The organism is Cellvibrio sp. (genome assembly GCF_053579595.1).
Genome location: NZ_JBRFPI010000576.1, coordinates 1 through 1,641, shown reverse-complemented (window position 1 = coordinate 1,641; position 1,641 = coordinate 1). Strand labels below are relative to the sequence as shown.

General features: G+C 47.2%; 2 protein-coding genes and 1 pseudogene. All 3 read left to right on the top strand.

Annotation, left to right across the window (positions count from 1 at the left end; genetic code table 11):
• On the top strand, window positions 1–518 hold a 518-nt coding region (locus ACWA6V_RS21295; RefSeq protein ID WP_449524355.1), incomplete at its 5' end, for an ABC transporter permease.
• A gap of 206 nt (window positions 519–724) precedes the next feature.
• Window positions 725–1,453 (top strand): ABC transporter ATP-binding protein, encoded by a 729-nt coding sequence (locus ACWA6V_RS21290; RefSeq protein WP_449524354.1) that lies wholly within the window; start codon window positions 725–727, stop codon window positions 1,451–1,453.
• Between the two features lie 23 nt (window positions 1,454–1,476).
• Window positions 1,477–1,641, top strand: a pseudogene (locus tag ACWA6V_RS21285) (ABC transporter permease); the annotation flags it as partial.

The window sequence follows — 1,641 nt, the reverse complement described above, 5'->3', positions numbered from 1 at the left end:
AAAAATTATTGTATGAGCGCAAAAAAATTCACCCCGATGATAGCGGTGTAATTGGTGGTTTTAATATGGAGCAGAATTATCAGCAAAATCGCGGTCTGGTAATGGGAATTTTGGGCTTTAGCTGGATGGTGGCCATAGGCACAATCATCGCGGGTGTTATCGGCGTGGGCAATATTATGTTGGTGGTAGTGAAAGAGCGCACACGCGAAATAGGCCTGCGCAAAGCCATGGGCGCGACGCCGACCAATATCAGTTTAATGATTATCCACGAATCGCTCATCATCACCCTGATTGCGGGCTATGCCGGCTTGGCTGCAGGCGTGTTCCTGTTAGAGGGCATAAGAACTTTACTGGCAAAAATGGGGCAGGCCGATGGCATGTTTTCAGCGCCCTATATCGATATCAGTATTGCGCTAATGGCACTGGCCGTGCTGGTGATCACCGGTGTATTGGCGGCGCTCTTACCTGCAATCAAGGCAGCGTCGGTTAATCCCATTACTGCACTGCAAGACGAATAAATATTTTTAACCGGCTGAATCCAAGCCGCACGTTTGTGCATCAAAGTTAGCAAGCGTTATAGATAGTCACCAATGGTGACAGTTGCGGAGAGTGAATACTGACACTTGTCATCAGAGTGTTAAGCCCGGGTAAAAAAACCGGTAAGCCCTTGAAAAATCATTAAGCTGGCCTGCGCAAATTACCGCGCACAGCAAAGGAAACGAGCATGATCAAATTAACGAATATCCATAAATACTACCACTCTGGCGAACAGCCACTGCATGTATTAAAAGGCATCGACCTGCATATCCGCGAAGGCGAGTTGGTATCGATTATGGGTTCCTCGGGTTCGGGTAAATCAACCCTGCTCAATATCCTCGGTATTTTGGATACCCACGATAAGGGCGATTATTTCCTCGCCGGACGCGAAGTTAAAAATCTTAAAGAAAAAACCGCTGCAAAAATGCGCAATGAATTATTGGGTTTTGTTTTCCAGTCGTTCAATTTATTGCCGTTTAAAAATGCCACCGAAAATGTGGCGCTGCCACTTTATTACCAGGGCGTTGGCCGCAAAGAGCGCAATTACCGCGCAGATCAATATTTGGAAATGGTGGGCTTGAGTAGCCGCGCCAAACATATGCCCAATGAATTATCAGGCGGACAAAAGCAGCGCGTAGCGATTGCACGTGCACTGGTGACCAAACCCAAAGTGATTCTCGCGGACGAACCCACCGGCGCGCTTGATAGTCAAACAACGCAGGAAGTTATGGCGTTGATGAAAGAAGTCCATCAGCTGGGCAATACCATTGTGATAGTGACGCACGAACAGGATATTGCCGACCAAACCCAGCGACAAATTATTTTAAAAGACGGCCTCATCATTTCCGGCAAACATCACCATTCACATCATGCCGACGAAATTGCCGATCAAGATGAAGAAGAGATTCTTGGCTAAGAAAATAAGAGTGGGTAAATAACATGCTCGATGGCTTGCAAGAAATTCTCTACACACTGCGCATGAATAAATTGCGCACGGGGCTTACCGCCTTCGGTGTGTTTTGGGGAATATTTATGTTGATGCTGTTACTGGGTGCCGGGCGCGGTATGCAGAACGGTGTCTATGAAGATTTCGGTTCCGATGTG